Annotated in this window: 21 protein-coding genes, 2 pseudogenes and 1 riboswitch; of the genes and pseudogenes, 6 read left to right on the top strand and 17 right to left on the bottom strand. The window is 45.8% G+C overall.

What is annotated here, in order from left to right:
- Positions 1-762 (top strand): IS256 family transposase (locus QOS03_RS06820; RefSeq protein WP_283575841.1); only part of this gene is annotated, 762 nt, incomplete at its 5' end.
- 95 nt (positions 763-857) lie between these two features.
- Here QOS03_RS06820 and QOS03_RS06815 read toward each other — a convergent pair.
- Entirely contained in the window at positions 858-1,418 is a 561-nt protein-coding gene (locus tag QOS03_RS06815; protein WP_283575840.1) for a DUF3862 domain-containing protein, read from the bottom strand.
- 294 nt (positions 1,419-1,712) lie between these two features.
- A complete protein-coding gene (locus QOS03_RS06810; protein ID WP_283575839.1) occupies positions 1,713-2,267 on the bottom strand; it encodes a folate family ECF transporter S component in 555 nt (184 codons plus the stop codon).
- Between the two features lie 54 nt (positions 2,268-2,321).
- A riboswitch (THF riboswitch) is annotated at positions 2,322-2,415 on the bottom strand.
- 171 nt (positions 2,416-2,586) lie between these two features.
- Between QOS03_RS06810 and QOS03_RS06805 the strand changes: the two genes are divergently transcribed.
- Both QOS03_RS06805 and QOS03_RS06800 read left to right on the top strand, forming a co-directional pair.
- A complete protein-coding gene (locus QOS03_RS06805; RefSeq protein ID WP_283575838.1) occupies positions 2,587-3,441 on the top strand; it encodes an aldo/keto reductase in 855 nt (284 codons plus the stop codon).
- Positions 3,442-3,590: 149 nt separating this feature from the next.
- Positions 3,591-4,319, top strand: a complete 729-nt coding sequence (locus QOS03_RS06800; protein WP_272208596.1) for a M57 family metalloprotease — start codon at positions 3,591-3,593, stop codon at positions 4,317-4,319.
- A 134-nt stretch (positions 4,320-4,453) separates the two neighbouring features.
- Here the strand turns inward: QOS03_RS06800 and QOS03_RS06795 are convergent, their stop codons facing one another.
- The 6 genes and pseudogenes from QOS03_RS06795 to QOS03_RS06770 form a co-directional block, all read right to left on the bottom strand.
- On the bottom strand, positions 4,454-4,819 hold the full coding sequence (locus tag QOS03_RS06795) for a DUF1304 domain-containing protein (protein ID WP_283575837.1): 366 nt from the start codon (positions 4,817-4,819) through the stop codon (positions 4,454-4,456).
- A gap of 108 nt (positions 4,820-4,927) precedes the next feature.
- A complete protein-coding gene (locus tag QOS03_RS06790; protein WP_283575836.1) occupies positions 4,928-5,134 on the bottom strand; it encodes a hypothetical protein in 207 nt (68 codons plus the stop codon).
- Positions 5,135-5,136: 2 nt separating this feature from the next.
- Positions 5,137-5,835, bottom strand: coding sequence for an MIP/aquaporin family protein (locus tag QOS03_RS06785; protein WP_272208594.1), 699 nt, complete (start codon positions 5,833-5,835; stop codon positions 5,137-5,139).
- A gap of 120 nt (positions 5,836-5,955) precedes the next feature.
- A complete protein-coding gene (locus QOS03_RS06780) occupies positions 5,956-7,317 on the bottom strand; it encodes a glucose-6-phosphate isomerase (RefSeq protein ID WP_283575835.1) in 1,362 nt (453 codons plus the stop codon).
- 242 nt (positions 7,318-7,559) lie between these two features.
- Positions 7,560-8,840: pseudogene (locus QOS03_RS06775) on the bottom strand (oligosaccharide MFS transporter).
- A gap of 17 nt (positions 8,841-8,857) precedes the next feature.
- The gene (locus tag QOS03_RS06770; protein ID WP_283575834.1) at positions 8,858-9,835 is read right to left on the bottom strand and encodes a glycoside hydrolase family 43 protein; all 978 of its coding nucleotides are present in this window, start codon (positions 9,833-9,835) and stop codon (positions 8,858-8,860) included.
- 162 nt (positions 9,836-9,997) lie between these two features.
- On the opposite strand from QOS03_RS06770, the pseudogene QOS03_RS06765 reads away from it, so the two are divergent.
- A pseudogene (locus QOS03_RS06765) lies at positions 9,998-10,886 on the top strand (ArsR/SmtB family transcription factor).
- Positions 10,887-11,010: 124 nt separating this feature from the next.
- Here the strand turns inward: QOS03_RS06765 and araA are convergent.
- From araA to QOS03_RS06735, 6 genes are all read right to left on the bottom strand, one after another.
- Positions 11,011-12,435, bottom strand: coding sequence for an L-arabinose isomerase (gene araA, locus QOS03_RS06760; protein ID WP_143112941.1), 1,425 nt, complete (start codon positions 12,433-12,435; stop codon positions 11,011-11,013).
- A 194-nt stretch (positions 12,436-12,629) separates the two neighbouring features.
- Positions 12,630-13,712: a GntR family transcriptional regulator gene (locus tag QOS03_RS06755; protein ID WP_283575833.1), complete on the bottom strand. Its 1,083-nt coding sequence runs from the start codon at positions 13,710-13,712 to the stop codon at positions 12,630-12,632.
- 149 nt (positions 13,713-13,861) lie between these two features.
- Complete coding sequence (locus QOS03_RS06750; protein ID WP_074505193.1) at positions 13,862-14,593, bottom strand: L-ribulose-5-phosphate 4-epimerase; 732 nt, start codon at positions 14,591-14,593, stop codon at positions 13,862-13,864.
- A 24-nt stretch (positions 14,594-14,617) separates the two neighbouring features.
- Positions 14,618-16,222, bottom strand: coding sequence for a xylulokinase (locus tag QOS03_RS06745; RefSeq protein ID WP_283575831.1), 1,605 nt, complete (start codon positions 16,220-16,222; stop codon positions 14,618-14,620).
- Between the two features lie 168 nt (positions 16,223-16,390).
- On the bottom strand, positions 16,391-17,641 hold the full coding sequence (locus tag QOS03_RS06740; RefSeq protein WP_283575830.1) for an MFS transporter: 1,251 nt from the start codon (positions 17,639-17,641) through the stop codon (positions 16,391-16,393).
- 5 nt (positions 17,642-17,646) lie between these two features.
- A complete protein-coding gene (locus QOS03_RS06735; RefSeq protein WP_283575829.1) occupies positions 17,647-19,653 on the bottom strand; it encodes a beta-galactosidase in 2,007 nt (668 codons plus the stop codon).
- Between the two features lie 166 nt (positions 19,654-19,819).
- Here QOS03_RS06735 and QOS03_RS06730 point away from each other — a divergent pair, with 166 nt between their 5' ends.
- Positions 19,820-20,737 carry a helix-turn-helix transcriptional regulator gene (locus QOS03_RS06730; protein ID WP_283575828.1) on the top strand — a complete coding sequence of 306 codons (918 nt, stop codon included), beginning with the start codon at positions 19,820-19,822 and terminating at the stop codon, positions 20,735-20,737.
- A 45-nt stretch (positions 20,738-20,782) separates the two neighbouring features.
- Here the strand turns inward: QOS03_RS06730 and QOS03_RS06725 are convergent, their stop codons facing one another.
- On the bottom strand, positions 20,783-22,990 hold the full coding sequence (locus QOS03_RS06725) for a beta-glucosidase family protein (RefSeq protein ID WP_283575827.1): 2,208 nt from the start codon (positions 22,988-22,990) through the stop codon (positions 20,783-20,785).
- 123 nt (positions 22,991-23,113) lie between these two features.
- On the opposite strand from QOS03_RS06725, the gene QOS03_RS06720 reads away from it, so the two are divergent.
- The gene (locus QOS03_RS06720; protein WP_283575826.1) at positions 23,114-24,181 is read left to right on the top strand and encodes a helix-turn-helix domain-containing protein; all 1,068 of its coding nucleotides are present in this window, start codon (positions 23,114-23,116) and stop codon (positions 24,179-24,181) included.
- A gap of 46 nt (positions 24,182-24,227) precedes the next feature.
- On the opposite strand, the gene QOS03_RS06715 is transcribed toward QOS03_RS06720, so the two are convergent.
- Together QOS03_RS06715 and ahpC are read right to left on the bottom strand one after the other, a co-directional pair.
- A complete protein-coding gene (locus QOS03_RS06715) occupies positions 24,228-25,889 on the bottom strand; it encodes an FAD-dependent oxidoreductase (protein WP_283575825.1) in 1,662 nt (553 codons plus the stop codon).
- Between the two features lie 18 nt (positions 25,890-25,907).
- Positions 25,908-26,471, bottom strand: a complete 564-nt coding sequence (gene ahpC / locus QOS03_RS06710; protein WP_006500333.1) for an alkyl hydroperoxide reductase subunit C — start codon at positions 26,469-26,471, stop codon at positions 25,908-25,910.
- Positions 26,472-26,668 lie beyond the last annotated feature (197 nt).

Here is a 26,668-nt window from a genome sequence, read left to right as displayed (position 1 = left end):
CAAGTTGGCAACTTGGTTGAAGAGTTTCATGACAGGACCTTTAAGCACTCACAGTATGTTTGCGTGTTCTTAGACGCCACTTATATTCCGCTCAAGCGCGGAACTGTTGAGCGCGAAGCGGTTAATATCGCGATTGGAATTCGTAGTGACGGCGGTAAAGAAGTCTTAGACTTCTCGGTAGCACCAAACGAAAATGGTGAAGCATGGCGTGAACTACTTGAAAGTTTACGCAATCGAGGAATTGAACAGGTTCAGTTATTCATCGCCGATGGTTTTATTGGGCTCGAAAATGTGATTGCAGAAATTTATCCAAATGCTAAGTTTCAGCGCTGCTTAGTCCATGTGCTTCGTAATCTCACATCACATGTGCGAAAAAGCGATATGCGAGATTTGATGAGCGAATTTAAAGAAATTCGCCAATCTGAATCAATTGAAGAAGCAAAACGAGCTTTAGATAACTTCATTTTGAAATGGAAAAGCAAATATAGCAACCAGATGCGAAAATTGGGTAAGTTAAGTAACTTATTCACCTTCTACGAATTTCCGCCAAGCATTCGGGCATCAATTTACTCAACAAATTTGATTGAAGCTTTCAACAAAAAGTTGAAGAAGAAAATTCGCCAGAAGGAGCAGTTTCCAAATGAGGATGCCCTTCAACGATTCGTGACAACTCAAATTCTAGAATACAATGACAAGTTCGAAGAACGAGCACATCGTGGATTTCGAGGAAGCAAGGATACCTTGGATTCCATGTTTATTTAAGTAAGCATTTCATACAAAGAAGGATTTTCAAAAGTACACAAAATTATTGACACTCTCTTTCGAGGAAGCAAGGATACCTTGGATTCCATGTTTATTTAAGTAAGCATTTCATACAGAGAAGGATTTTCAAAAGTACACAAAATTATTGACACTCTCAAAACATCATTGTCAAATTGTAAGGTCATTGTAGCCTTTGCTTTCGCTGAGTGCTTGAGATTGCTGCTCCATACGGCTGAGATAACTTTGGTCCCATTTTGAGTTGAGACACTGTATTCATCCGGCTTACCGAATTCTTTGAGCGCTTCTTGATACGTGGTCTTGTTTACAGTCAGCTTGTTGTTGAAGTCATTTAATAAAGCAACGGCTTTTCTAGTATATTGATACCCAGTCAGTTCCTTATAGATGACCTTGTTGTTGATCAACTCAACAATTGCTGCAGCGTTTTTATCATTGTCAACCCCACTGTAGACAAGCATCGTGGCCCGAACGTTGTCAACGGTACGACTGGACTTAAGCTTGGGTGACCCAAAGTCTTTTTCAAGCTGTTTGAGACTTGTTCTCCCATTACCGTTGTTAGAGCCAACCGAAACCTTATCAAATGCGGTTCGCGTAACCCGGTATTTATAATGTGAGGATGCAAACGATATGGTAGTCATACTAACAACCAATAAAGCAGCGACAACACCTAAAAATAATTTTGTGATTTTTACTAAGCTTTTCATGTGGATTGCCTTTCCCCGCTAAGCAAAAAACAACAACTCTATTTTTTAGATTACTACAAATTTAAACTTAGCGACAATCATCACAGAAACTTTTATAACAATCGCAAATTTTGCTTGTAAAATTTCTCGCTTGAGCAACATTATCTCTAACAATTACATTGCACCACATCACAAATAATCAAAAAGCATGATTTTGACCATCATCAAAATCATGCTCCTATTGTTATTTTAATCAAAAGTCGTCTTGAGACCTACTCGTTCAACTGCCTTTAAAAGCGTTAAAACGATCAATGTCTCGATTGGCCAGGAAATAACCTCTTTTGGCAGCCGTACCATCAATAGCGCCATAAAAGTCGTTGCGCTACTGCCTTGCCCCATTCCCATCAAATAGAGACAAAGCGTCGTAAAGAAAACATTGGTAATCAGAATCTGGCAAAGCTCATAAATCAAGATTCGCTGCCAACTAATATGCTGCTGATATAAGAAGATCCCAGCAATTATTCCCGAAATTGCGGCTGACAGAGTAAAGCCGGGGAAAAACATAACCCCAGAGCTCAATAGCGTATTACTGATCGGATCATTGATAATCATTGACAGCGCGCCGATCCAAGGTCCCAGTAAAAAAACAATCAGTGCCGTGGCAATAAAGCCTAAACCAATCTTTAAGACTGCCGGATCACCAATCGACAGTTTCTCCAAAATAATCTGTAGCGCAATCAGCATTGCAGCCAGCACCATTCTCTTAGTATCAAACTTGGAACCGTGTAGTGACAATATTTTCATAATCAACATCTCCCTAAAATTTTTTGTCAGGGAACAACATTGACCATGGTCTCCGGTGGTGAATGCGGAAAATACAAGCAGCCGCAGCTTCCTTCCGGTTTCCACATTCCGCTCCACCGGACAATAACTCATATTTTCCTACCCCAACGGCATCCATTGTACGATTTTATGACTGTTTTTTTCAACAACAAATATAACATTGTTCGTTTTTATTCATTTAGCAATTCTGATATTCGCGATTAGATTTATTTACAATTTACCTGACAACTTAGCGTATAATTTAGTTAGTTTATTTTTATAGCAAAGAAAGGATTTTTTTATGGCCAATCAAATCAGCAACCAATTTTTAACCCTGGCAGACGGCTACAAAATGCCCCAAGAAGGGTTTGGACTCTACAAGATCACTGACGAACAAGAAGCCGTTAATGCCATTAAATGGGCATATGAAGCCGGCTATCGCCTGTTCGACACAGCACAGATGTATGAAAACGAAGAATTTGTCGGTGAAGGGCTGCGTCAATTAGCCGCACCCCGTGAAAGCTACTTTATTACGACTAAGGTTTCCGAGGCCAACCAAGGCTATGACCAGGCAAAAAAATCCGTAGCTGACTCATTGAAAAAGCTGGGTTTGGACTATGTAGACCTGCTTTTGATTCACTGGCCGGTACACCAGCACTTCTTTGAAACTTGGCGTGCCTTTGAAGACTTAAAAGCAGAAGGTTTGGTACGTTCAATCGGGGTTTCAAACTATGGCATGGTTCACTTGGAATACCTGGCAACCAAGGCGCGGGAAATGCCGGTTCTGGATCAATTAGAGGTTCATCCATGGCTGACCGAAAAGCCAATGTTGAGATTCAATGCCAAACACAACATCATCACTCAAGCCTGGAGTCCACTTGGCCGTGGCAAGCGTCTTGATGATCCCGTCTTGCTCAAATTGGCTGAAGCACATGGCAAAACGCCAGCTCAAATCATTTTGCGCTGGCATCTGCAAAACGGAATTGCTATCATTCCAAAATCCGTTCATCAAGAACGCATCAAAGCCAATGCCGATATCTTTGATTTTGAATTATCGCCAGCTGAAATGCAGCAGATCGATGGCTTAAACACCAATCACCGCATCAGCAAGGAACCTGAGATGGTTTATGAATTTGGCTGCCAATATCCATATTAAATAATGTTAAAAAGCACCGAGTTGGACAATTCGTTCAAGCCGATGCTTTTTAAGCTTTGGTTGCAATTTTTCCTTTAGGCATCGTTAGATTAGACGTTGCTCTTTTGACAGGGTAAAATAACTCTACACCGTCGTAAAGGAGGAAAATCATGCGACGCTTTTTTGGCACCATCATGCTTTATGCACTGGCATTTATTGGCTTTGGCTGGGCCTACCAAAATAATGAGAACGTCCGCTTAACCGCCAATCGAATTGCCTACGTTGCCCAAGCTGACTTCCAGCAGCTCAAGAGTCGCGTTACCGGCCAAAAGACAACTACGACCGCCAAAACCAAGGCACAGCAACAGACAACTGGTGATGACGACTCAGTCAGTGGTCGCTGGAAAAAAGCCATGGCTACCGTTTATGTTAACTATGAAAATCAAACGCTGCAGCAGGCGGCTTTGGATGCAATTGCCAACTGGAACGCCACCGGCTGCTTTAAGTTCAAGCAGACCAGCAACAAGAAAAATGCCGATATCGTTATGACGACCATGGATAAGGATAATGATGCGGCGGGACTTACTCAAATGAGTGTTGATTCATTAACCGGCTATTTTGTGCATGGTACGGTTTATTTAAACACTGCCTACCTGCTTAACTCATCGTATGGCTACTCCATGGAACGCATCATCAATACGGCAGAGCATGAATTAGGCCATGCCATGGGACTGCAGCATACCAATGATGTTTCGGTCATGCAGCCAGCTGGTTCGCTTTATACCATCCAACAACGCGACATTGATAACGTCAACGAATTGTATAGCAGCCAAGTCAACTCCAGCAGCTCATCTGCTTCCAACATCAAGGTATCGACTCAAAACACTACCAATCAATAAGAGACTGGGAATAAAGCCTCAAAACCGAAAAATGGCTGAGGATTGCGTTACTTAAAACGCTGATCTTCAGCCATTTCTATTATTAAAGTTGTTTTACTTGGTTGGAAAAATCAGTTTTTTCCCAACTTCTTTTTCTATGCCAATAGACAGCAGATCACAGCCAGAATCGCTGGCAGCATCTGCATGGTCCAAACTTTTTTACCAACCGTCAGTCCACCGTAAAAGGCTACGACGATAACAAAACTCAACAGCAACAGCCATACCTTGATCAAGATAGCTCCATTAAACAGCCAGTAGCTGACAATCAAAGAAAGCCCCAGCATGCCATTATAGATGCCTTGATTGGCAAATGCCACCCGCGCTTCTTTTTGACCAGCGTATTCTTCCGGCAGTCCAAATGCCTTGGCTTGACGTGCTGGGCTGGCAAACATCTCCAAACCCATGATACCCAGGTGTTCGATCCCAACCAACATCGTCAAAATCAGTGCTAAAATCTCCATGAAGATCCCCTATCTATTTAAATGTTTAATTAATTATGACAAGAAATAATGCCAGTTACAAGAAGTATGCAAAACACGCCCGCCGATTAAATCAGCCAAGCGTGTTTTTTATTTGGTATGATGATAAACATTAAACAGCCACAGCCACGTGCCCAGCAAAAAAACGCAATAGCCGGCACTTAACCAAGCCAGCCAATGCACGAATGGCAAAACGTTGAGGGCTGCAATGATGTAAAAACAGATCGTCAAAACACACCAGACTGCCAGTTTGGTCTGCAGACGCTTTAGTTCAGCATGCAGCTTTTCTTTTTTCACGTTTACTTCACCGCCATCTGCAGCATAGTCGCCAGCAGTGCTCCAGCCAGTGGTCCAAACATCGGTACCCAAGCATAATCCCACATGGCACTCGTTTTATTGGGGACGGGGATGATCGTGTAAGCTAACCGTGGTCCCCAGTCACGAGCAGGGTTAAGCGCAAACCCAGTCGTCGTACCCAGGCCAGCACCAATCACGAAAATCACCAGGCCAACAACGACTGGCTTTAATCCGGTCGTAAAATTTCCCAGGTTATACAGCACCAGCATAAAGACAAACGTGGCAATCAATTCACTCAAAAAGTTGAACAAATTGCTGCGAATCCCCGGCACGGTCGAAAAGATCCCGACGTTGTTGTGCTTTGGATCCTTAGTCGCCTTAAAGTGCGACCAGAATTGAACCATAACCAAAACGGCACCCACAAAAGCGCCTAAGAATTGACCAATCAAATAAGGCACTACCTGTGACCAAGGAAATGTTCCGGCTACGGCAAATGCAATGGTAACGGCTGGATTCAAATGTCCCTGTGCACCAAAAGAGGCTGCGACATAGACTCCCATGGTTACGGCAATCCCCCAAGCAAACGTTACGTAGAACCAATCGCTTTGACCATGCGCCATAGTTTTGTTCAGGTTTAACCCGGCGCCAACGCCACATCCTAAAACAATCAGCGTCAGCGTCCCTAAAAATTCTCCCAGCATTGAAATCTTCCTTTATCTTCCTTTAATGATATAGTTTTGACTATTTAGTATTTAGTTTCTAAAACTAGATACCACAAATAAAAAACGTCATCCGCCAGTCACAGCGAATGACGCAAAAAACTATTTTTCGTTTTCCTTCATTTGAGCACGCAGTTTGTCACCGACTTCTTCAAATCCTGGCTTGCCCAGCAGACCAAACATGTTCGTCTTGTATGCTTCCACACCAGGCTGGTTGAATGGGTTAATACCGTTCAAGTAACCGGAGATCCCCATAGCAACCTCAAAGAAGTAGATCAGACTGCCCAGCGTGTATTCATCCTCACGTGGAATGTGTACCGTCATAACTGGCACGCCACCGGCATTGTGCGCAGCAACCACGGCTTGGTAGGCCTTGGTGTTGACCCAGTCCATGTTCTTGCCTTGCAGGTAGGCCAAACCATCCAGATCGTTTTCAGCTGCTGGAATCGTAACGTCATGGTTTGGCGTATCCAGCTTAACAACCGTTTCCATCAGGTTGCGCAGCCCTTCTTGAATGTATTGACCAAGCGAGTGCAGATCAGTCGTGAAGTTGGCACTGGATGGGTAAATACCTTTTTGGTCCTTACCTTCAGATTCACCAGCCAATTGCTTCCACCATTCGGCAAACATCGTCATGTTTGGCTCGTAGTTTTCCAGCAGTTCGGTCGTGTAGCCCTTGCGATACAAAATGTTACGGTAGGCTGCGTATTGGTAGGCTTCGTTTTGCGCCAGGTCTGGGTCGGTGTATGACTTTTCAGCATCAGCAGCCCCAGCCATCAGTTGGTCGATGTCGGCACCAGAAACGGCAATCGGCAGCAAGCCAACAGCACTCAAAACTGAGTAGCGGCCACCAACGCCATCTGGAATTACAAAGGTTTCCCAACCGGCATCGTCAGCTTCAGTCTTCAAAGCACCGCGCTTAGCATCGGTCGTAGCATAGATGCGCTTGTTGGCACCGGCTTCACCATACTTTTTAACCAGCAGCTCACGGAAAATCCGGAAGGCAATGGCTGGCTCCGTGGTCGTACCAGACTTGGAGACCACGTTAACCGAAAAGTCGCGGTCGCCGATCAGCTTAACCAGATCATGCAAATAAGATGAACTCAGTGAGTTACCGGCAAACAGAACCAATGGGAACTTGCGATCTGCTGGTTCTTGTGAGTAGTAGAACGAGTTGTGCAAAAAGTCAATGGCCATCCGCGTACCCAGATAAGAGCCACCAATCCCAATGACAACCAGCACTTCAGAATCGGATTGAATCTGCTTGGCCGCCTGCTTGATGCGGTCAAATTCCTCATGATCATATTCCGTTGGCAGATGCAGCCAGTCACGGAAGTCAGCACCAGCCCCCGTACCATTGCGTAATTCGCTGTCAGCGGCATTGACCATGGCCTGCATTTCGCCCAGTTCGTTTTCGTGCACGAACTTCTTCAGTGCACTGGCGTCAAATGAAATTTGCGTCATCCAAAAACACTTCTTTCCTTAAATCTATCCAACATATGATTTCACAATAAAATAATAGCCGATTGTGGAGCCGGTTTCAATGCTCAGTACAAACTTGTCATAAATATTAAATTCGTTAATAAGCATTCTGCTTGTAAAACAGACGGTTGCACAACTAAACAGAAAAATCCAAAGCAAAAGCGTCACCGATTTGCATCGGCAACGCTATTTAAAATAGGAATGTTAATTAGTTAAGCGAATGATTATTTTTGGGCAGCCGTGTCTGATGCACTAACTTCAACAGCTTGAACCTTGTCTTCTTTTTTCAGGCCAAAGGCACAGATAATCGTAACAACTAAAACGATCGCACCTAAAATATAGTAGGTATGCTGGAAACCAAATGCATCATACCACTTACCAGCCAAAGTCGAGAAGATAAAGGCCGAAATCTGTTTGGCAAAATTAGACGCTAATGCATAAACCGTAGCATATAGTCGCAAGTCAAACGAACCGGAAATGTACTTCATGATTGAAACCAAAACCAGCGGCATTTCAAAACCAGCCAACAGCCGTAAGACAATGACCCAGCCGACTGATGGCGACATTGCAGAACCAATAATCCGTACACCTAAAATCAAGCCATAGATAATCAGACCATTTTTAGAACCAATCTTATTGATGATGTAAGGCATTGGGATCATCAGCAGAAATTCAAGTGCCGTCTGCGTACTGGTCATATAGCTGTATGCCAGCGTACCTTGAGCAGCCGTGTGGAAGAAGCTCTTAAAAAAGATGATAAACTGCTGGTCAAAAACATCATAGATTGCAGAAGTACCAATGTAGAACAGCGAAAGATACCAGAAATTCTTTAGCTTAAAAATCGAACCCAGCTGTTTCATATTTAATTGAGAAGAGGTCTTGTCAACCCCAACCGCGGCCAGATTATCAAGGTAAATCTTATCACTAAACACCAAGCAGCACGTCAAGATCACTGCAGAAGCCGTGCAAGCCCAAAAGATTGAGTTAAGACTCCACAGGAACAGACGACCACCAATCAAAGAAGCGATTGCACCGGCCAACGAGCCACCCATTCTAGAATGACCATATTCAAATTTATTAGTTAGACTGGCCCGCTGAACGTATTACTCAATTACCGAAACCCCACCGTTTAAGATAAAGCTAAGATAGATCCCGGTTACGAAGCCAACCAGTGCTGTATTCACCTTCAACAGTGGATGAAAGACCCATTGAAAGTATGGGCCAACCAAAATCATCCCGACTGCAATCGTGACTACCAGGTTCTTTTTCATTACCAAACGGTCGGAGATAACCCCAAAGATCGACTGAAAAATCAAAGAAACCCCTGACATCATTGAGAAAACGAATCCAGCTTGAACGCCATTGAAATGAGCTTCTTGTTCAAGCCAAAGCGTCAGATAACCAAAAACGATCGCCCAAGTAAAGAAATAGGTAAAGTGCGTAACTGGAAAGCCCCAGAAGTCTTTGGTTGCATGCTTTTTAGGCGTTGTTTGTTCATTATTCATGCTAATTCCACCTCAATCTAATCGTAGTTATACGGCACTGGTTTGCCAAAGTCTGGCGTACCATCGTCATTCCAGCTAAAAGGCTTAACCAACGTATGGCGATTTGGATCATACAGTGGATCGCCTTTGATTTCGGTATAGTCGCGACAGTGATATACCATCAGATCAGTCTTACCGTCTTCGGCAATCGTAAACGAATTATGGCCTGGCCCATATTGATGCGTCGTTAAATCACTCTGAAAGACCGGTTCTTTAGATTTACTCCAGTTGTTTGGATCTAACAGATCAGCATCATCTGGACAAGTCAGCATCCCCATTGCATAGTTTTCATCAGTAGCGCTGGCAGAATAAGTCATAAAGAAGCGACCATTGCGGTGAATAACGGCAGGTCCTTCATTAACCCAAAATCCACGAATCTCCCAATCATATTCAGGTTTTGAAAGCATTACTGGCTTGGTAGCCAAGGTCCATGGATTCTTCAGCTTGGCAATATAAAGATTAGAATTGCCACGAATAGCTGGATCCTTTTGCGCCCAAACATAGTAGTGATCACCTTGCCAGTCAAATTCAGTCGCATCCAAAGAGAAGGTGTCCTTGTCCGTTTTGATCTGACCTTTTTCAATCCAATTTTCCTCGGCACAGACTGGATTGGCCTGATCATATTCAAGGCAGAACATCCGGTGCTGGAACATGCCATTATTGTCAAATTCCTTGGTGTGTGAGGCTGCAAAATAGATGTACCATTTGCCATCGATGAAGTGGATCTCAGGTGCCCAAATCAATTGACTCATTGGGCCACTGCCATCAGGATGCTTGCGCCAGATCGTTCTTGGAGCTGCGTGGGCAAGTCCTTCCAAGGTTCTGGCGCGGCGAATCTCGATCCGATTATACGAAGGTACGGAAGCCGTAAAGTAGTAGTAGCCATCAGTGTGCTTGTAGATATATGGATCGGCTCGTTGAATAATCAGTTGTGCCGTATATTCCAATTTGCTCATTGATAATTCCTCCTAAAATATTTGTCCGGTTAACCATCTATAATGTAACCGATTTCGATCATTGATAATATAATTTATATTGTATTTATCCTCATAAATTATCGACGATCAACCTTTCAGTTGCCTATCCAAGCTACAGATTAACGATTGGAGCAGATTTATATGGAAACCACTATTTCAAACGACTGGCTACCTGTCTATAAAGCACTGGCAAGTCCGGTCAGGCTACAGATCATTCAGCTATTGGCTAAAAAGGCTCAAAGCATTTCCGTACTGGCTACTCAGCTGGGTATCAGTGAAACAATTACTGCTAAACACCTTAATCAGTTGGACAAAACTGGCATTATCTCCTTTTCGCGTCAAGGTCACTTCAAGATAGCCAAACTTAATGTCGATCAGATCAACATTAAATTCCCCAATACCATCTACCCTTCTTATAATGCCTATACAGTCAATATTCCCGTAGGCCACTACACAAACTTCTCAGTAGCACCCTCATGCGGCTTGGCAGGACGAAACGGTTATATTGGTCGCGTTGATCGTCCATCATATTTCATGGATCCACAGCGTATCTTTGCCGGCATGATCTGGTGGAACAATGGTTTTGTTGAATATCAGTTTCCCAATCATCTGAATAGTCACGATCAACTGCGAATGATTGATATTACCGCCGAACCAGGCTCAGAATTTCCATTTTCCAACAACAACTGGCCTTCTTACCGTTTCACTCAATGGCGTTCCATTGGGATACTGGACTAGTCCAGGCGATTTCTCAGACGTTCACGGTAAATACACGCCGGCCTGGGTTCCCCACAACGTGAATCAGTACGGTTTACAAAAAGTCTTCCGCATTACCGACCATGACTCCTATCTCGATGGCGAGCCATGGTCTGAAGTTTCATTAAACGATCTTCCCTATCAAAATGACCGTTTCACACTGCGATTTGAAATTCAAAATTTTGCAACGCATAAAGGCGGCTGTACGATTTTTGGCAAGGGATTTGGAAATTACAATCAAGATATTGAAGTGAAAGTCTACTCAGTAGATTAACAGCAACAACTAAAGCGCCGTCCAGCAGACAGCTGAACGGCGCTTTAGTTTGGATTCAGTAATTAAGGTTTTGAGTGGCTAGGATTATTGTTCAGAGCAGAGGATAAGTTAGAAACTATCAGGATTATTCGGCATATTCAATATTGCATTCAAGCATCTTGAACAGGTCCTTGATCTGCTGTGGCTTAATGGTAAAGCTCAAGATCGTGTGGTGGCCACCACCAGCATGCATCCAGAATTCAGCTCCATCGCGCAGACCAGTTGTTGGCGTCCATAATTGCTTGGCAACCGGCAGATGCGGCGTTTCCTTTTCTGGCTTGTGGCAGTCAACGCTGTAGCCAATGATCTTGTAGCCATCACGGAAGTCAGAAAGCGTCACGTCAATGGCCTTGCCTTCTGAACCGGTAAATACCAGCCGAGCCGGATCATCTTTACCACCAATGTCCAGTGGGTGTACCTCAACGCGTGGCTTGTCAGAAGCAATCGTTGGGTCGACTTCCAGCATGTGTGAGCCAAGGATTGCCTCGTGACCATGACGCAGATCCAGCGTGTAGTCTTCCATAAAGGCAGTCTTTTCATTGTTGGACAGAATCTTCAGCAAGCGATCCATGCCGGCCGTCTTCCAGTCACCTTCTGCCCCGAAGCCATAGCCATCCCGCATCAGCATTTGAGAAGCCAGGCCTGGCAATTGCTTCAAGCCGTGCAGATCTTCAAAGTTGGTGGTAAAGGCCGTGTATCCTTTGTCATCCATGAATTTCTTAATGGCAAGATATTCACGCAGCTGGTAGCGAACCGATTCAACGTACTTTTCATGATCATTGTCGCCTTCAACCATTTCGTATTGTTCTTCAAGCTTCTTGTATTCAGCGTCAATGTCTTTTTCTTCAACGGCATCAACGTATTCAACCAAGTCACCAACTGGCCAGTAGTCAACGGTCCATCCTAAACGAATCTCAGCTTCAACCTTGTCGCCTTCCGTAACGGCAACATTGCGCATCGTATCACCAAAACGAACAATCTTAAGTTTAAAGCTTTCGTTGTAGGCAACAGCAACCATTTGCCAATCAGCAATTTCTTGTTGAACGTCTTCATCGCCCCAGTAGCCGTAAACGATCTTGTTGCCCTTGTTAAGGCGCGCGTTGATGTAGGCATACTCACGATCACCATGAGCCGATTGATTCAGGTTCATGTAGTCAAAGTCGATCGTGTCATATGGAATATTGTTCAGATATTGCGTAGCCAAGTGCAGCAAAGGCTTTTGGAGCAGACGCGTACCGCGAATCCAGTTTTTGGCTGGCGAGAAGGTGTGCATCCAGGTAATTACCCCGGCAACTTTGTCATTGTAGTTGGCATCCTTCATAAATTGCGTAATGCCTTCTGCCGTGGTCATAACGCCTTTAAAGACGATTGGGTAAGGCAGGTTGCCCGAAGCATTCAATTTATCAACAATATCTTGGGCATCCTTAGCAACGGATTTTAATTGTTCTTCACCGTACAGGAATTGTGAGCCGGCAACGAACCAAAATTCATAATCTGAAATCTTTAACATGAGTTTGAATCTCCTTTTACAAGAAGTTTTAGTCTGTTAAGCCTCTGAAAACGGTTTAATCAGCTTGTATGATAAGAATAACAGATTTGTCCGTATAAATCAATATTTATTCTTAATGCAACAAATAATAAATACCAAATAAAAAAAGCTGCCGGCAAACACTTGCAGACAGCTTTTAAGCAACTCGCCCATTATTACTTTAATTTGCGTACTGAATCATTAAAAATCAACTTGGCATCATATTCAATCGGCTTGACCTCTTCGCCATCGATCATACTCATAATCATCCGCCCGGCATCCAGTCCCATTTTTTCCTTGGGATGCTCGATCGTCGTCAAGCGCGGACTGATGTAGCGGGCCAGTACATAGTCGTCAAAACCAACGATGCTGACGTCTTCAGGGATTTTTAAACCAGCTGAGCGCACCACGTCCATAACTTGAATGGCCAAGGCATCGTTGTAGCAAACAATCGCCGTTGGATGATCAGGACGCTCCATAATCTGAGACACCCGCTTAAAAATGCGGTTCATATCCTGTCCTGACTGATACATAACCGTTTCGCTCAAATACGAGATATCAGGATATTCCATGTAGGCATTGATAAAGCCCTTCATCCGGCGCGTTCCCTGCAAATCATCAACCTGAAAAATCCCCAGGATCCGCTTGTGCCCCTGTTTGATCAAATACTGGGTCATCTCGTATTCGGCCTCCATATCTTTAATTTCTAGATATGGTGCATTTAATTCTGGATAATGGGCATTGATAAAGACCGTTGGCAGATGACTTTGGGCAATCTTTTGATAGAGATCCATGTTGGTGTTTTCCAGGGCACTTTGGGTTGGCTCAACGATCAAGCCGGCAATCTGTGTGTCCAATAAGCGTTCCAGGCTGCGCCGCTCATTTTCCCGTTGATTATGGGTATTGCTGACGATCAAAGAATACCCATGCGCGGAAACGATTCGGTCAATTCCGCTAATGATATTAGGAAAGATATAGTCAACCAGATGCGTCGTCACCAAGCCAATCATTTTATTGTTGGCCTTAGGCGGCTGCTGACTGTCCTGCCAATCATCAACATACATGCCGCCACCTTGGATCCGGTAAACGTAATGCGCGTTCTGCAGCTCGCTGATTGCCCGTCTGACCGTATAGCGGCTTACGCCAAACGTTTCCATCAGGTTTGATTCCGTGGGCAGCTTGTCGCCAACTTGATACTTGCCGGACTCAATTTCTTTTTGAATTGCTTTTCTGATAATTTCGTACTTGATTTCTGCCATATGTACACCCTTGCTCTTCTGTTTTTGTTAGCTTCTATTTTACGCTCTTTTTGTCCATTTTCTATGCTAAACGATAAATAAAAATCCTGTCAAAACGCGCTGCTATGACGCAATTTTGACGGGATTTTTCAATCAATTGAACTGATTAATTAGTTTTCGTGCTTAGCGTGATCCTTGGAGTGGGCGCTGTTTTGGCCGTAGTAGGCGTTAGCACCGTGCTTGCGGTAGTAGTGCTTGTCCAATAGATACTGCGGCAATTCCAAGTTTTGGCGCGTCAACTGCATAGCGTGGTAGTCTTCTTCAGCGACGACTTCCAGCACCTTGGCATTGTAAACGGCCTTGGCTGGCGTTGGACCCCAGGTAAATGGACCGTGTTGAGAAACCAGAGCGGCCGGCGTTGCTTCATAGTCTAAACCACGTTCTTCAAAGGTCCGCACGATCGTCTTACCCGTGTTGCCTTCGTAGTCTTCTTCAATTTCTTCTTTGGTCAGGGCATCAGCGGCTGGCACGTCGGTATAGAAAGTATCGGCATGCGTCGTGTTCAGTGCTGGGACGTCCATGTTGGCTGCCGCAAACGAAACGGCCCATGGAGAGTGGGTGTGCACGATCCCACCAATCTTTGGGAAATGGTTGTACAGGTAAGTGTGCGTTGGCGTGTCAGATGATGGGTTCATGTCGCCTTCTACGACCTCGCCTTTTAAGTTGACGACAACCATGTCTTCTGGTTTCAGCTCATCGTATGGCACTCCAGATGGCTTGATGACGTACAGTCCTTTTTCACGATCGATTCCCGAAACATTGCCCCACGTAAACGAAACTAATCCCAGCTTAGGCAGCTGCATGTTGGCTTCGTAGACTTCCTGTTTTAATTCTTCGAGCATGTTTAGATCCTCCCATTTAATCCATTAATCCAATTTCATAGCTTCGCCAGCTGCTTTTTCAGCCGGCATTGCCTGCTTGTAGTTGTCGATAAACTTCTCGTAGCCCTTAACGCTTTCTGGTTCTGGTGACAGCGTGGCAATTTCTTGGTTGGCAAAGACCTCATCATCAAGATAGTCCGCCAGCTTTTTACCATGACTGTCAGCAGCATACAGTGCCAATACCGCCATGCCCCATGGACCACCTTCACCAGCATTGCTCATGACGCTGATTGGTGTATTCAATGCATCGGCCAGCGCTTGTTGAGCAACGACTGGAGTCTTGAACAGTCCACCTTGTGCGATCAAAACATCAGTACGAATGTGTTCTTCACGCAGCAAAATATCCATCCCGATCTTTAATGGCGCAAAAGCAGAGTAGAGCTGAACCTTAAACAAGTTGGCCAGGTTAAAGCGACTGTTTGGCTTGCGAACCAGCATTGGCCGGCCTTCATTGACGCGGGTAATGTTTTCACCAGACAGGTAGCTAAAGTTAACCAGCCCACCCCCATCTTGTTCACCACGTAGCGAGGCATCAAACAGCTTTTCATATAATTCGTTTGGTGACAGGGTCACACCTAAAATTCGGGCAAACTGATTAAAGACCGCTGCCCAAGCATTGATGTCAGACGAGCAGTTGTTGGTGTGAACCATAGCTACGGGTGCTCCATCCGGTGTGGTTACCATATCGATATCACGGTGAACCTGACTGAGTTTTTGATCCAGAACAACCATCGAAAATGCGGAAGTGCCTGCTGAAATATTGCCAATACGCTTCCGAACGGCATTGGTAGCAACCATTCCAGTTCCCGCGTCGCCCTCACTTGGTGCCAAAAGCGAACCTGGCTGCAGCAGGCCGCTTGGATCCAGCTTCTTGGCCCCAGCTGCCGTTAAATGGCCGGCTGTTTGTCCAGCAACCAGAACTTTTGGCAAAAGATCCTTGATATTCCAGTCGTACTGCTTAACTTCCGGCAAAGCGGCAAACTTTTCCAGCATCACGGCATCATAATCATGCGTAGCCTCATCAATTGGGAACATCCCAGAAGCATCACCGATTCCAGTCGTTTTTTCACCAGTCAATTGCCAGGTGACATAGCCATCCAGAGTCGTAATAAAGCTGATGTCTTTGACGTGTTCTTCATGATTTAAGATGGCCTGGTACAGGTGGGCAATGCTCCAGCGTTCTGGAATATTAAAATCAAACAGTTCCGTCAGCTTGGCTGCCGCTTGGCCGGTAATGTTGTTGCGCCAGGTTCTAAATGGGACCAACAGCTGATCTTCCTTGTTAAATGGCATATAGCCGTGCATCATGGCACTGATGCCAATTGCACCGATTTTAGTCAGCGTTAAACCATATTTTTCATTAACTTCAGTGGCCATCTTGGCGTAACTGGTTTGAATTCCTTCCCAAACCTTTTCCATTGGGTAGGTCCAGATATGATGATCCAATTCGTTTTCCCAGACATAGTCCCCACTGGCAACCGTTTGAAAATCATCCGTAACCAAGACCGCTTTGATTCGGGTTGATCCCAATTCAATCCCCAATGCGGTCTGAGCGTTTTCAATCTTTGACTTAATTTGCACTTGATCCATTGTCAGGCCCTCCTGATTTATTTGTTATGGATTGATCTTAGATAACGATTACATTTTAATATTTTTGTCCGTATAAATCAACCAGACGATTCAATAAATAAAAGAGTCGTCATGAAAAGATGGATCATGACGGCCCTTTTGAGAGAGTAAACGTCTGGAAGCAAGCTATTATTTAACGGAGCGAATCATTTGAATGAAGATGCAGGCCAAAACGGCAAAAGCAATCGCCACTGGGAAAACCAGGTTATAGCCCGCCATGCCAACCAGCGCACTGGTAACGATCGGACCGGCCGTCTGACCAAGCGTCGTGGCAATGTTTAAGATTCCAAGGTCCTTGCCGGCTTCTTCCTTGTTTGGCAAAACGTCAACGTTTAGGGCTTGATCAACGGCACCATAAACGGCATAGCCCAGCCCGGCAAAACCGGCGAACAGAATCATGGAAAACGAGGTCTTCATGACCCAAGGCAGCAAGTAGCCGATTGCCAGCAGCAGCGAGGCAATGTTGACTGGGATCTTGCGCCGGCCCAGTTTGTCTGAGATCGCGCCCGAAGTCAAAGAGCCAACCAGCGCAACGACCATCGTGACTACGGACATGATGGAAATCGTGGCGGCCGCGGTCGTCTTGCTTTGGCCAATGTAGCTTTCCAGAATGTAGAGCTGGTAGTTTAAGATCATGTAGTAGCTGAAGATCAGCAGCGTCCGTCCGGTAAAGGCCAGCCAAAAATCACGCGCGTTGTGCATTGGTGGGCGGAATGAGGCCAAGAACTCCTTAAAACCGCCCTCGACTGGTGGCAAGTCTTTAGAGGATTTTTCCCGTGGCCAGACAACGATCGTGGCGATCCCCGCCAGGCCCATCAAGATGCCGGCGACTGCAAAGCCGGGAATCTGGATCGTAATGAACTTGGCCCCGATCAGCGTCCCTAATGAAGAACCAACCGTCGTCCCCGCCGAGTTGAACGCCGACATCGTGGCCCGCATGTCGTCCGGCACCCGGTCAGACAGTGTCGCGATCACTGGTGCCAGCATCATGTTCAAGCCAAACATGCAGACACAGTAGATGATTCCGATCAGCCAGGCATTGTCAACGACCCCGATCAAAAACAGGGTCACGCCGGCTAAGATGGCGCCCCAAAAGATCCAAGGCGTCCGGCGGCCAAAGCGGGAACGCGTCCGGTCAGACAGGTTCCCGAACAGCAGGTTGGCGACCAAAGAGGCAATGGCTGTCGCCGCGTTGACGTAGCCAAAGATGGTCGTTGAGGCAGCCTCACCGGCAATATCGCGCAGGTGCTGGGGCAACAAGACGGCGGAGACGATTGCCAGCCCGGTCATCCAAAGAATGGCACAGATAAAGAAGCCGGCCGTAAAGCGGATCCGCCCGCTTTTGTTTAATTTGATTTCTGGCTTTTTAGCAGTATCCATAGTTATCATCCTCTTTTCATGATCTTAACTTCCCACGGTGCCATTTCGACTTTTTGTTCAGCCGATACTGAAGCATCAGCCAACAGTTCAGTGGCCGCAAACGGCATTATGAATGCTTGCTTTTCATCTGAATAATTAAAAATAAAATCAATTTTTTCAGCCTGCTCATTAGTACCACTCTTAACAATCAGTGGGAATTGAGCATGATAGCTGTCAGCCAGCCCCAATACATCAACAATATGCTCAACTAAGCGTGCAACGACCTCCTCATTTGGCCAGCATCCCAGATACCAGGTCATCCCTTTGCCAAACGTGTTTTCAGTAATTGCCGCGTATGACTTCCAATGGCGATCATAAGTAGCTAAAACCTTCGCGCCATCAGTTTCCAAAAGCTCAGCCCAGTTGCTGATCTGATTGTCAACGTCTTTAAAAATGCCGGAATTGTCAGCCAATCCCTCACCATTAGGATCGACAAACATTTCATAATGAGCCCCTACCGCTTTGCTGATGATCCCTGGCTGACGAGTCGTTCTAACCTTGACATGCTCGTTGGCAACACCGTCTTTAAACGTGTAGAGGACGTGACCGCCATTTTCAACATAGTCATTCAGTTTCTGTAAGAAGTCATCAGTTGCCGTATAGAGCATTGGCACGACCAATAGATCATACTTAGCCGGATCAATCAGTTCGGGATTCAAAACGCCGGTAGCGATATTTTGACGATAGAAAGCATCGTACAAACGACGGAAAACATCATTATATTTAGCGTCCTCGCCAATACCAAATTCCATCCATGGTCCGGAAGTTGCTGTCAGACTGGCATTATCAACGACAAAAGCAACCTTGGCCGCGTGTTTGAGATTGACCAGATCAGCTGACAGCTTTTGAAAGGCTGCTCCAACCTTTTGGGCCTCGTTATAGACTGGATTAGGCTGGAAATCATGACTCAAAAGGCCCTTCCAGTAAGTCTCAAACGAATTATGGATTGAATGCCAGTGCCAGTATTCAACCATGTTGGCGCCGTTGGCAACATGCGAAAAGGCTAATTGGAAAAGCTGGCCTGGATATGGCGTCCAAGTCTTAAATGCCTGTGCCTGCGTTTCTAAGACCAGATAGTTCTGCTGCTTGATTGAACGGGCAATATCACCAGCAAACGAAATCTCTGCCCCCGTCAACTGACGCTGCGAAGGATGGTAGACGTCAATCCCTACTACGTCTAAAGGCTTGGCAGCTGCGAAATGATCAACATCAGGCTGTACCCCATATGAATAGCCACGCCATTCAAAATCAAAATTGTGAGTAACAAATTGGTCATCATGCGTATATTCACGTACGATTGCCGTCTGCCATGCCAGATAATCGGTCACCAGCTGGCGTTGGTACTTGGCAAATTCGCCTGCCAGACTACCATTGATCGTTCCATTAACATTTGGAAAGTCTTCCCAGGCATTAATACGATTTGACCAGTAATCCAAGCCAAATTCAGCGTTCAAAGCATCCAGATCGCCATTAAATTCTTGCTTTAGATAATCGACAAACCCAGCCTGCACGTTACGGCTGGAAGTCCCATAATGTTTGGTCTCATTGTCGACTTGATAACCGATCACATTATCGTATTCGCGCGTCACCAGCATCATCTGTCGAATGATCCGCTCCGCATAAAAACGAAAAGTCGGATTAGTAATGTCCATAATCTGGCGAGCACCATATGGCAGACGCTTTCCTTGCCGTTCAACCAATACATCCGGATATTCTTTGGCCAGCCAGGTTGGAAAAGCATAAGTTGGCGTCCCAACTATTACTTTCATGCCATTTTTATCCATTTTATCCAGAGTATAAATTAATTTACTAAAATCAAATTCACCATCATGCGGCTCATAGGTGCTCCAGGTGCTTTCACCAATACGAACCACGTTGATCCCAGCTGCCTTCATCATTTCAATGTCTTGATCAATGCGATCATACGGGAGATATTCGAAATAATAGGCAACTCCATATAACAATTGTTTCATTTTTGCATCCCTTTCTGCTACAATTTGGTAATCGATTTCCTAAAGCTGATGTTTATATTATGAAAGCGCTGACTAAAATAACGAAGGGCTTTTATTACGAAAAAATGTCCCTTTCCCACGAAAGATCATTTATACGGATAAATTGTTCATTTTCGAGGTAAGACCAATGCAAAAATATCAATCAAAAATTCTGCAAAATGCAATTCGCCTGCCAGCCATCAACTGGAATCTTTCTTTTTTTGGCGGCCACTACCAACATGTCAATGCTGGCTGGCACGTTGGCACCGAACAGCATCTGGCTTTTGAGGTGATTCAGATTCTTTATGGTCAGGAGCGCGTCAACCTGCACCGCAAATCCTATCTGCTGACGGCTGGCGATATTCTAATCATCCCGCCCAACATGGCCCACGATATTACCTGTGTTGAAGAGATGGACTATTTCAACTTTCACTTCGATCTGGATGATGCCAGCTTCATTCGACTGTTAATCGAAAATGGCCTGATCTATTATCCAAACGCCACTCAGCAAAATATGGCCCTGCAGCCCAGCCTGCAAGCACTAAATCAGTTGGTGGACCCAGCCATGGACTATACGTTTGAAAGCAAGCTCTTGATTCAACGCTACCTCACAAACTTTTTGGTCGCCTTGATTCATCAGACGAGCACGCATTCATCAGCTTATAACCTAAACCAGCTGTCTTATGCCTCATCGATTGCCAGTGAGGTCAAAGAACAGCTTGAACTGCAGATTCACGTTTATCTGACTGAAGGCATGGATCCGCGCGAAGTAGGCCGGCTGACGATTGAGCAGATTATCAGCACGCTGCAGATTAGTCCCAGCTATGGCTTTGAATTATTCAAAAATGTTTATGGCGAATCGCCGCGAGCCTATCTTTCTAAGCTCAAATTACAAAAAGCCCAGCAGTTGCTGATGATGCCTAAGCTTTCAATCGGTGAAATCAGTACGGCGCTGGGTTACCAGGAAGCATCCCATTTTTCTCGACAATTCAAGCGTTGGTGTGGTCAAACGCCAATGCAGTACCGCCAGACGGCTAAGAAGCATTCCCAAGAACAAGCCAAATAAAAAGGATCGCGAAATTCGCGATCCTTTTTATTGATATTTAATTAACTAATCTAGTTCATTTAATTTTTGCAGCAGCTCGTGAACCGTTTCAGCATCAACATCCGCCATCGTTAATGAACGCAAGGGAATATTAGCAAAAACCGGTGCCAATTCAGGCGACATAAACTTATCAAAAGTAGCTGTCAGACCCATTTCAGCAATGATCTGCTTGATTCGTTCATCAGCGTTTTCCATCAGTTCGCCAACATAGGTTTCTCCAGTAATCTTACCAAGCGGGTTCGTCCCAATCGTCAGCTCAAACTCTTGCCGCAGTCGAATATCACGCGACGAGCTGCCGACTAAAATCTCATATTGACCATTATCGGCTTCCCAGGCTTCAGTTTCAGAGTTATACCAGGCAAACGCGCGCCGCGAGAGCTTAAGGGTCAGATGCTTGGTCTCCCCCGGCTGCAGCTCAACTTTAACAAAATCGCGCAGTTCATCAATTGGCATAATCGTCTGGCTGGCGTGATTAGCCACGTAAATCTGAGCGACTTCCTTGCCCGCTTGACTGCCTGCATTCTCTAAATCAAAGCTGACCGTAACGTCATCACTGTTTTCCCTGATCGTCAGGTTTTGATAGGCAAACGTCGTGTAGCTCAAGCCGTGGCCAAATGGGAAGCGTACAGCCAGCTGCTTGGCATCGTAGTAGCGGTAACCCATCAAAATTCCTTCACGATAGACTTCATGTCTGCGATCCTTGCCAAAGGTCGGATAGGTTGGATTGTCAGCCAATCGCTTAGGGAACGTTTCGGAAAGCTTGCCTGAAGGATTGACTTGACCAGACAAAACATCCCAGGTAGCTTCACCGACTGCCTCCCCAGCCAGATAAGTCTCAACAATGGCTGGCGTCTTTGGTTCCCAAGGCATCTCAACCGCTGAACCGTTTTGAAGGACTACAACCACGTGCGGATTGACCGTCAGCAGCTGTTCGAGCAGTTTATTCTGGTTAGCTGGCAGACTAATGGAATGTTTGTCAAAGCCTTCTGATTCCATAGCTTCAGGGAAACCAGCAAAGAAGACCACTTGATCACTGTTTTTAGCTAGCGCCATTGCCTCAGCAGTCAATTGTTCATCTGGTTGATCACTATCCAAACGGTATCCTTGCGCGTAAACCGCATTTTCAGGCATGATCTCTTTAGGCGTTACTACACGATGGGCGTTGACATGTGAGCTGCCACCACCTTCAAAACGCGGCTTTTCGGCCAGCTCGCCAATTACTGCCAGTTTGGCGGAATCGCTCAATGGCAGCTCTTGTTTTTCGTTTTTCAACAAGACAATGCTGTCATCAGCCAGCTGGCGGGCAAACTCATGCTGAGCTTCCATATCATATGCTGGCGCTGACGTTTTTGGATAACCATAACGCTCAGCCATTTCTAAAACGCGCAGCGCAGAACGATTCAACGTTGACTCTTGAAGACGGCCCTCCTTAACGGCTCGAATGATTTCTTCTTTTGAGGCATCCCCTTTGCCTGGCATTTCCAGATCCAAGCCAGCCTTAACTGCTGCAATATGGTCAACAACGGCTCCCCAATCCGACATGGTCAGGCCTTGATAGCCCCATTCATCGCGCAGAATATTAGTCAAAAGGCGCTGGTTTTGCGATACTTGAACCCCATTCAGCTTATTGTAGGAACACATAATCGTAGCTGGGTGCGCTTGTTTCACGATTCGTTCGAACTGTGCCAGATAGATTTCACGCAGCGTTCGTTCATCAACATCCGACGAATTGGTAAAGCGCTGATCTTCACGGTTGTTGGTGGCAAAATGCTTAACGCTGACGCCAACGCCAGTGCTCTGAACCCCTTTGACATAGGCCGTTCCCATTCGACCGGCCAACAGCGGATCTTCAGAAAAATATTCAAAATTGCGGCCGGCTAATGGACTGCGCTTGATATTGACCCCAGGCCCCAGCAGCACGCCGATCTTTTCAGCACGGGCAGCCGTTCCCAACTGTTCACCCAGCTTTTCCAGCATCTGATCGTCAAATGAGCTGGCTGTCAATGCCGAACAAGGGAAACATACGGCTTCGATACCTTGATCCATGGCACTATGCACGTTCACCTGTTTACGCAAGCCAGAAGGACCATCCGTCATCAGCATGGGATCCATTCCTGAAACCTTGGCCGTAAACCAAAAATCCGTTCCAGAAACCAGGTCGGCGCGCTCTTCCAGCGTCAGGCCCTCAACAAAATTCAAGTCTACTTTTGTCATACTGCTACCTCATTTTCAAAAATATTTGCAACCGCTTTCTGATGCCATTATAATATTTTTCAAAATCTTCGCCTATCTAATCTTGCTAATTATTGTCTTAAATTGCGTTTATTGAGGTGGATCATGACCGAATCATTAAAATTTCTCCAAAACATGCAGGAAATTACTCAACTAGAAATCAATCAGCTAGATGCAGCCGGTCAACTTACCGATGTCTGGAACCGACCGGCAATTGTCAAGCTACCCAACTCATATCTGAAAAAATTGGCTGCTGCCGCTTTTGCACCTGGAATTTTTTTGCTGGCACCCAGTTCTGTGATTAGGGGCGCCTTGCTGGTTGACTCAAAACACCGGCTTTTGATCTGGCAAAATCTGCGCAGCTGTACTCAACATCATTTGGAGCAGGCCGGTAGCGCTATCTGGTTTGGGCTCAACCAACATTGGCCAAAAATTCATAAAACATTTGAAAACGAGCTGCCATTACCAGAGCATATTTTAGAAGACCATAACAGCTATGAGTTGGAAAAGCAGATGCTAAGCGCGGTTCGTGATGGTGACGACTTAAGCTATCAGCATTATTTCCGCCTTTTAACCAGCTCAGGTACCTTTGGTCAGGTTGCCAAGGATCGACTGCGCAATCAAAAAAATCTTTTAATCTGCCACATCACTTTGCTGACTAGACAGGCAATTGAAGGCGGCCTTGCTCCCAATGAGGCGTTTGCCCTTTCTGATCAGCTCTGCCAGCAGGTTGAAAGCCTCCAAACGATTGAGCAGCTAAACGCGCGACTGCAGGCAACCGGTCAGATCTTTATTCAGCGCATTCAAAAAACTCAGCAGACTCAAAATAGCCAAAAGGGCTTGCTGACGCAAAAAATCGAGACTGCCCTGCGTGATCACTGCGGCCAAAATTACTCTTTGGATGACCTGGCTCATGACCTACAGCGCGACAAATATTATCTGGCCCATCTTTATAAACAGGAAACCGGCCGGACGATCAATCAATATGAAAACTCATATCGGATCAGCCGTTTTAAATCCATGCTGCTCTGGACCGATCAGCCAATTACCGAAATTGCTGCCGTCCTTGGCTTTGCAACCCCCAACTACGCCTCGCGCTGCTTTAAAAAAATCGTTGGCATTGCACCGCAACAGTACCGCCAGCGCCATCAGCTGAATCTTTTGCACCAGTAAAAAATGCCTTGGGTTCATATCAGGCCTCAAGACATTTTGTATTAATTTATTCTGTTGCTTTTTCAGATGCCGCAACCAGTTCCTCAAGCGATTGACTGCCGAAGATCACCGGTCCGTCATTGATAATCGTAGCCGGTACGCTCATAATCTGCCGTTCCTTTCTTAAAGCTGGGAAGTGCTGCAGATCAATCATTGTTGCTGTAATACGCGGATTGAGCGAAGCCATCCGCTGACAAGCAGCCACGACATCCGGACAGAAGTGACACGTTAAAGAGACCCCAATCTTAATATCAGTCGATGGCAGCTTTTTGATTCGTTCAGCCAGCGCCGGTGCAACGCTTTGCCCTGGACCGCCCACGTTGTAGATGCCTAAAATCAATGACGTCAATTCATGACCGGTTGGTACGCCGGCATAGTGCAACCCAGTATCGATATCATCAACGACCAGACGCAGCTGAGGTGTGTAGACCAGGCTATCGGGTGCGGTGGCTTTTTGAATCTTGAGGTGATCATTGAGCTTTACCAGTTCACCAATAAAGCTGTCCATCTCTTGACTCAGTTCCGTATCGTCTTCCAAAAGCTGCAGCGTGACGTCTTTGGTCAGCCGGCTAAAGACGGCCTGCATCTGAGCAACCAGATCCGGCGTAAACCAGTCGCCAGTATGGTGAGCTACCGGCTGCTTACTTTCAACCTGTGAGGTCTGCCCAACCGTAGCTGCTTTGGGAACCTCTTTTTTGACATGAACCGGGATTCCCAACCGCTGTTTTTGTTCCGTCACGTATTTTTCCGCGCTGGTAGCTGCTACCGCCCCATCAGCCGCGGCCGTGATGATCTGACGCAGCTGCTTGACGATGACGTCGCCCGCCGCATAAACACCAGGCAGGTCGGTTGCCCCGTTTTGATCAACGTGAATATAGCCGCGTTCATCCAGATCAACGATACCCTTTAACCGCTCAGTAGCCGGCTGCGTGCCAACATAGATAAAGACGCCGAAGGTTTGATCACCATCGTCAACATGATAAACCGTTTCCTCACCGGTCTGATTGTTGACCATCGTCAGCGAGTTCAGGTATTGATCACCATCAACGCGCTTAACTTCGGTATGATACATCACGCTGACCTTAGGATTGTCTAGCGCCCGAGAAGCTGTTAGTGGTGCACATTTGAAATGATCACCCCGGACTAAAACCGTAACGTGCTTGGCAAATCGCGTCAGGTAGTCAGCTTCTTCAGCGGCCGAATAGCCACCACCAACGACAAATACCTGCAGTCCACTGAACAACTCACCATCACAGGTTGAACAATAGGCGATCCCCCGCCCACGAAACTCTGCTTCACCAGGGAAGCCAACCTTACGTGGACTGGCACCCATTGCCAAGATGACGCTGCGGGTTTGATAGACAGTACCACTCTTGCCAGTCAGCTTTTTGACGTCGCCTTTAAGCTCAAACTTGACGATATCGTCTTTTTGAATCGATACCCCGAAGTCAGCAGTCTGCTGCTGCATTTGATTCATCAACTTGGTACCGTCAATGGCCGCGTTGCCAGGATAGTTATAGACCGTCGAAGTCGTAGTAACCTGGCCGCCAACCGTATCTGCCTCCAAAATCAAGGTATCCAGCGTGGCACGACCAGCATAGATGCCAGCCGTCAAGCCTGCTGGGCCGGCACCAACGATAATTAAGTCATAAATATGTTCTGCAGCCATTTTTATCACCTGCAATCATTAAAGTTTGCCGACCAGATCCAGACTTGGCTTAATAGTATCTTGACCTGGCTTCCAGTTAGCTGGGCAGACCTGATCGCCGTGTTCACGAACAAATTGAGCCGCCTGCAGCGTCCGCAGAATCTCTTCAGCTGAGCGCCCAATGCCCATGTTATTGATCGTGTATGATTGAATCTTGCCATCTGGGTCAACAATAAAGACGCCCCGGTAGGCTTGACCTTCATCTTCGTTTAAAACATCAAACATGCGTGCCAGCTTGCCAGCCGGGTCAGCCAGCATGTGGTACTTGATCTTGCCGATTTTTTCAGATGCCTCCGCCCAGGCCTTGTGAACGAATTCTGTATCTTCAGAAACCGAGTAGATCTCGGCATTGGCCTGCTTGAAGGCTTCATAATTATCTTGCAGTGCCTCCAGTTCGGTTGGGCAGACAAATGAAAAGTCGGCTGGGTAGAAGAAGAAAATACTCCACTTGCCAAGAACGTCCTGCTTGGTTACATCCATCGTCTCGCCATCTTGATAGGCACGTACCTTAAAGTCCGCAATTTCTTGACCGATAAAGTTCATTATAATCCTCTCCTTTAGTTTAGAATGATTATTAACTACACCTATAATTTAACATTTTTACCACTCAATGTAAATCAAATTCATTTTTATTTTGTAAATGCTTTAATATTTTTGATTTACGGCAGATTGTAAAATTTAAGTTGAACATTTAAGTGGACAGAAAAACCCATAAAGGTCTTTAATGGTGTTGCTAAACT

The sequence above is a fragment of the Limosilactobacillus pulli genome (assembly GCF_947381555.1).
Classification (GTDB): domain Bacteria; phylum Bacillota; class Bacilli; order Lactobacillales; family Lactobacillaceae; genus Limosilactobacillus; species Limosilactobacillus pulli.
This window is presented reverse-complemented; position numbering and strand designations above follow the sequence as displayed.

Coding starts and splice junctions, on each gene's coding strand:
- QOS03_RS06730 (WP_283575828.1), top strand. CDS start 19,820: ATGCAAAAATATCAATCAAAAATTCTGCAAAATGCAATTCGCCTGCCA.
- QOS03_RS06715 (WP_283575825.1), bottom strand. CDS start 25,889: ATGGCTGCAGAACATATTTATGACTTAATTATCGTTGGTGCCGGCCCA.
- ahpC (WP_006500333.1), bottom strand. CDS start 26,471: ATGAACTTTATCGGTCAAGAAATTGCGGACTTTAAGGTACGTGCCTAT.
- QOS03_RS06735 (WP_283575829.1), bottom strand. CDS start 19,653: ATGAAACAATTGTTATATGGAGTTGCCTATTATTTCGAATATCTCCCG.
- QOS03_RS06795 (WP_283575837.1), bottom strand. CDS start 4,819: ATGGAGATTTTAGCACTGATTTTGACGATGTTGGTTGGGATCGAACAC.
- QOS03_RS06755 (WP_283575833.1), bottom strand. CDS start 13,712: ATGGCAGAAATCAAGTACGAAATTATCAGAAAAGCAATTCAAAAAGAA.
- QOS03_RS06780 (WP_283575835.1), bottom strand. CDS start 7,317: ATGACGCAAATTTCATTTGACGCCAGTGCACTGAAGAAGTTCGTGCAC.
- QOS03_RS06725 (WP_283575827.1), bottom strand. CDS start 22,990: ATGACAAAAGTAGACTTGAATTTTGTTGAGGGCCTGACGCTGGAAGAG.
- QOS03_RS06810 (WP_283575839.1), bottom strand. CDS start 2,267: ATGAAAATATTGTCACTACACGGTTCCAAGTTTGATACTAAGAGAATG.
- QOS03_RS06805 (WP_283575838.1), top strand. CDS start 2,587: ATGGCCAATCAAATCAGCAACCAATTTTTAACCCTGGCAGACGGCTAC.
- QOS03_RS06785 (WP_272208594.1), bottom strand. CDS start 5,835: ATGCTGGGAGAATTTTTAGGGACGCTGACGCTGATTGTTTTAGGATGT.
- QOS03_RS06720 (WP_283575826.1), top strand. CDS start 23,114: ATGACCGAATCATTAAAATTTCTCCAAAACATGCAGGAAATTACTCAA.
- araA (WP_143112941.1), bottom strand. CDS start 12,435: ATGTTAAAGATTTCAGATTATGAATTTTGGTTCGTTGCCGGCTCACAA.
- QOS03_RS06770 (WP_283575834.1), bottom strand. CDS start 9,835: ATGAGCAAATTGGAATATACGGCACAACTGATTATTCAACGAGCCGAT.
- QOS03_RS06750 (WP_074505193.1), bottom strand. CDS start 14,593: ATGCTCGAAGAATTAAAACAGGAAGTCTACGAAGCCAACATGCAGCTG.
- QOS03_RS06740 (WP_283575830.1), bottom strand. CDS start 17,641: ATGGATACTGCTAAAAAGCCAGAAATCAAATTAAACAAAAGCGGGCGG.
- QOS03_RS06815 (WP_283575840.1), bottom strand. CDS start 1,418: ATGACTACCATATCGTTTGCATCCTCACATTATAAATACCGGGTTACG.
- QOS03_RS06800 (WP_272208596.1), top strand. CDS start 3,591: ATGCGACGCTTTTTTGGCACCATCATGCTTTATGCACTGGCATTTATT.
- QOS03_RS06745 (WP_283575831.1), bottom strand. CDS start 16,222: ATGGATCAAGTGCAAATTAAGTCAAAGATTGAAAACGCTCAGACCGCA.